At 34.1% G+C, this 5468-nt stretch carries 3 protein-coding genes; all 3 read left to right on the plus strand.

Annotated features, from left to right (window positions below):
- The first annotated feature begins 410 nt into the window (after positions 1–410).
- Positions 411–1610 carry a glycosyltransferase gene (locus F6K13_RS16250; RefSeq protein ID WP_124154878.1) on the plus strand — a complete coding sequence of 400 codons (1200 nt, stop codon included), beginning with the start codon at positions 411–413 and terminating at the stop codon, positions 1608–1610.
- 1265 nt (positions 1611–2875) lie between these two features.
- Complete coding sequence (locus F6K13_RS16255) at positions 2876–3994, plus strand: GTP-binding protein (RefSeq protein ID WP_124142982.1); 1119 nt, start codon at positions 2876–2878, stop codon at positions 3992–3994.
- 1303 nt (positions 3995–5297) lie between these two features.
- A partial coding sequence (locus F6K13_RS16260) for a D-aminoacyl-tRNA deacylase (RefSeq protein WP_287287844.1) occupies positions 5298–5468 on the plus strand: 171 nt, incomplete at its 3' end.

The raw sequence follows: 5468 nt of genomic DNA on the forward strand, positions 1-5468 counted from the left end.
TACGAAACTTTATGAGCATTACCAATAGGAAATCTTGCAGATAAATCAAGATAAAAATGCACCCAATTATTATAAAAAAATCCTTGATTTTCTGGATTAAATATTTTTTGACAAATATAACTAGATTTATTGATAACAAAATCAAAGTAAATATCAGATCATTTATAATTACTTTTTTCCAGCTACTTATTATTTTCCTAAATACTACGAATTATACTCATAAAAAAATTAATTTTTTATTGTATTATTAATCATGTTAAAATTTTTATTAAAATCAGAGTAATTCTTTATCAAAACTTTTCACAATAGTATAATTACGATTTATCACTTTTTGTATTGAGATAGATACCATGCTGTAAAAATCTCAACTATGACTACTAAAAATCAGAATATTTAGGAGTATTAACCCATTGCGTATTATCATCCAAGGTTGGCGTTTTTTACCCCATTCTTATGCGATCGTAAATCAATTCCAACTACTAGAAATGCTGAACCGAAAGCATCTACAAATTTATCATCAGGATATGCCTTACATTAGCAAAAATTGGCAACCCGTCACAGGTTTATTTCCTCCTGATGCAGAAATAGCATTACGCAACATCCCCAAACCATCTCCTCAAAAAACTGCTGATGCCACATTACGAATATATGCTCCCTTTAATCTCAGTTTCTCCACAAGCAAACGAACAGCAGTTTTTGCCTGCACCGAATGGGGTATTGTTAGTAAATCTATTGTTAACGGAATGGGTGTAAAATCTTTTGCAGAAGCTCATGCTCAAGGAGATGCAATTATTATTACCCCCTCCCACTGGTCAAAAGATGGGTTTATTCGTAGTGGTGCTCAAGAAAGTCGTGTTGCTGTTGTCCCTCTTGGTGTCAACCCTGATATTTATCATCCTTTACCAACTTCTCAGAGAACTATTCTCCGCCAAAAGTTGGGCATTAATAACTATTTTGTGTTTCTCAATATTGGGGTGATGTGCAATAGTAGTCAAGGAGTGGGACGTTTACTCAAAGCATTTGCCATCATTGTTGAGCGCTATCCAGATACTAAACTTATCCTTAAAGGTAGGGATGCTATTTTTCCTTCTAAAGATTCTATTCTCAAAGCTAGCAAACTTGCACTCACTAATACACAGATAGAAAAAGTGAAGTCTAGAATTATCTATGTTGGCGAAACTCTTTCATTTTTTGAACTCGCTCAACTTTATCAAGTTGCTGATGCTTATGTTTCTCCCTATTTAGCTGAAGGTTTTAATTTGCCAGTATTGGAAGCAACAGCTTGTGGTTTGCCTGTAATATGTACAAAAGGTGGCCCGACAGATGATTTTACTAACTCTGATTTTGCTTTAAAAATTGATAGTAAACTCCAGACTAATTATACAAGGGATGGAGATACTCTCTGGTGTGTAGTACCAGAACAAGAGCATTTGATTGAATTAATGCAAACAGTTATTGAAAAATCTTTATTATTAGACCATGCTCGTCAAACTGGACCGAAATGGGTTCTTCAGCATTTTACTTGGAAGCAAGTTGTGGATCGATTATTAGATGTGCTTATTCCGTCTGTAAAATTTGGTAGACCGACTTTTGAGCCAATTATTCTTTAGAAAAGAGGGAGTAGGGAGTAGGAAGTAGGGAGTAGGGAGTAGGGAGTAGGGAGTAGGGAGTAGGGGGAAATAATTGATATATCTAGTCCAATAATTGATTTTATTTTTTATTATTGGAGATTTCTAGTGGGCAATATTAATTTAGTTTTGAAATGTTAGAGATTTTTGGTGACTTCATTTCTGTTGCGGGTTAGTTTTTGAGAGACAGGAGATAGGGAAATCAGGCAGTTTTCTCTCACCCCTTTCTTGAGTGTGTCCTTATTTCTGGGAAACCTACTAATTACCCACTAGCTTTCGGCCTAACTAAGTCTAAAACTAAGCTCCTATTTCTCAGTATTTGCTCTGTCCATAACTTTTTAGCGTTGAATAAAAAGTCATGCGAATGGGCGAGTTCACCCCAATAACATAATACTACCACATTTTTTTTGATTGTGGGAAGGCAATAGGATTCCATCCTGGGGTTCTGGGTGCTTCACAGGATGATGATTTTAACCAGTAGATAAATCTTCAGTTTACCGAATAATTAAGGTTTAAACCCTCTCCTTTAAAGGAGAAACAATGAATTAATTTTCCTTTTATTCAATCCTCTTCCTTTTAGGGAGAGGTAATTATCAATTATCAATTATCAATTATTGAACCACTAGCTTTTGCCCCAACTCAGTCTAAAACCAAACTCCTATTTCTCAATACTTCTTCCCTAGACAACTTTTTTGCGTTGAATAAAAAGTCATGCTTATGGGCGAGTTCAGCCCAATAACATAATACTACCACATTTTTTTTTGATTGTGGGAATCCTATTGCCTTCCATCCAGGGGTTTTTTGGTGCTTCACAGAATGATGATTTTAACCAGTAGATAAATCTTCAATCATAGAAACTCATAATTAATAGACATCTCTAGAAAATAGGGAGTAGGGAGTAGAGAGTAGGCGGAAAGAATTAATGATTTATGTACGAGAATTAATTTGATTTTTTATTACTGGAGATGTCTAATCAAGTTGCACTTGTTAAGCTGATAACTTTATATTTAATTTTTTATTATCAAACAGGATTGGGTCTAAAACCCCGCCTTTTAAGGCGAAATATTTTTGGAGAGTTGCTCAAATCCCCTACTTCCCCTCCTGGGAGGGGGAGGGGCGAGGGGTGGGTTAACTTCTGACTTCTGACTTCGTTAAAGATACCCTCAATTTTAGAACATGAAAATTGATACTATAATAATTGTACTTCTGGTCAACAATAAACATTAAACTAACTTAACAGGACAATTATGCAATCAACAACAACTCAATCAAATACCTCAAATATGGATCTGCCAAAAAGTGGTTTACCAGTAACAATAATTACAGGTTTTCTTGGTAGTGGTAAAACTACTTTACTGAACCATATATTGCAAAATCAACAGGGTGTAAAAACTGCGGTTTTAGTAAATGAATTTGGAGAAATTGGTATTGATCATGAATTAATTGTTTCTACCGATGGAGATGACACAATGGTCGAACTTAGTAATGGTTGTGTTTGCTGCACTATTAATGAAGATTTAGTTAATGCTGTTCATCAAGTTTTAGACAGACCAGACAAAATTGATTATATAGTTGTAGAAACGACTGGTGTAGCTGACCCATTACCAGTAGCTTTAACTTTTTTAGGTACTGAATTACGAGATATGACTCGCCTAGATTCAATTATTACTTTGGTCGATGCTGCTAACTACAGTCTTGATTTGTTTAATAGTCAGGCAGCACATAGTCAAATTTTTTATAGCGATATTATTTTGTTAAATAAAACTGACCTAGTTGAGGAGAAAAATTTAGACTTATTAGAAGTGAAAATTAGAGATGTTAAAAAAGATGCGAGAATTATGAGGACTAGCCAATCACAAGTAGCTTTGCCGTTGATTCTCAGTGTGGGTTTGTTTGAGTCGGAGAAGTATTTTGAAATAAAAGAAGAAGCTCATAGCCATGACCACGACCATGAACATCATCATCACGACCATGACCACGACCATGAACATCATCATCACGACCATGACCATGACCATGAACATCATCATTACGACCACGACCATGACCATGAACATCATCATCATTCCAACCATTTAGAAAATGATGGTTTTACTTCTATTTCTTTTCAAAGTGATAAACCTCTTTCTCTTAAGAAATTCCAAGATTTTTTGGATAATAAATTGCCTGCAAATATTTTCCGAGCAAAGGGAATTTTGTGGTTTGAAGAAAGTCCTCTACGACATATATTTCATTTGAGTGGTAAGCGGTTTACTATTAATGATGATGAGTGGAAAGGTACTCCTAAAAATCAGTTAGTTTTGATTGGTCAAAATTTAGACCATGATGAGTTGCGATCGCAATTAGAGGACTGTGTTATTTCTTGAAAAGTTAGGAATAAGGAATAAGGTAATAGGTTGGAATTATTTAAATTTCCTACAAACCAAAATATCTTTTTTCTTCTGTTTCTAGGAAGTGCTGTACATTGGATTTTTTCTACGTATAAAAATGATTAGATGGAGGTTAAAAGCAATGTTTCAACATTAGGAATTAGGAGCTAGAGAAATAGAATAGGGGAAAAAGGTGGAAATGTGCCACTATATTCACCATCTACCTATCTCCCTATATTTAAGTACATAAAGTACATAAATAGACATCTCCAATAATAAAAAATTAAATCAATTATCGTACAAAAATTATCAATTATTTCCCCCTCCATACCTCTTCCCTATTCCCTCTTTTCTGGAGATGTCTAATATAAATCTCATAATAATAAAAAATTAAATCAATTATTGCACTCTTATTCATCAATTCTTTGCCTCTATGACCTACGGACGTTGCATGCAACGTCCCGATCGCCTACTCCCTCTTTATTTGGAGATACCTAAAAGATTCCAAATGGGTTCTAGACATTGATTATGCTTAAAGAAAAGAATTAGGAATCGGAAAAATTATGACTCAATATTCACCCCCATCACAATTGAGGCAATGCAAGTAAGGTTTAGTCTATTAAACAAGGGAAGTGGTAGACAAAAGTAAGTATTATCTACTCCTGACTCCTTTCCATTGAAGATTAATTAGGGCTTGCTGAATAAATCTAAAAGTCTTTGCAGATAAAGGTAAGTGCCTTTTTAAGTATCAAAAAGTGCGAGGTTTTAGGTAGTAATGGTTCAATTAGGAGCGGATTTTGGTCAAGATAGGGGCAAAAAAATTCAGGGACTATTCTTCCTACTATCTCCTCTATAATTCCCCTAACTCCTAACTCCTGACTCCTGACTCCTGACTCGGTCCTCCTACCCTCACCCATAAGACTTTTTCAGCAAACCCTAATTAATACAATTTATCTGTAAAAATGCGCTTAATAATTGTTGCTCAGACCTGATTACACTAACTATTCTCATCTTTATATTAAGTGCAAATTTATGGATAAATCTTATAAGTGGTAGTGCCAAATTAATTGCACATATTTGACAAAGGAATATATGCGATAAAAAGCAAATATAGATTTATAACGTTATGAGATTCATGTTTAGATTTAAATCCAGAAAGTAGAAAGCTTCTAGAAAGAAGAAGTCACCATAAGTAATTGTCCTCTAGTTAGAGAATGATACTAATTTCGATTTATTATTGTTCTCTAGTTTCTTCTTTGTCAAAAGAAAAAATTATTTTTAACCTTTAACTTTTTTTGTTATGCGAGTTATTATCCAAAGAGTGAATTTTTCTCAAGTCAAAGTAAATGGAAAAATTGTTGGTAAAATTGGTAAAGGATTAAATTTACTTGTAGGTATTGCAACTACTGATACGGAAGTAGAAATAGATTGGATGGTGCGTAAATGTTTAGAGATTCGTTTATTTCCTGAC

The sequence above is a fragment of the Okeania sp. SIO2B9 genome (assembly GCF_010672505.1).
In the GTDB taxonomy this organism is placed as follows: domain Bacteria; phylum Cyanobacteriota; class Cyanobacteriia; order Cyanobacteriales; family Microcoleaceae; genus Okeania; species Okeania hirsuta.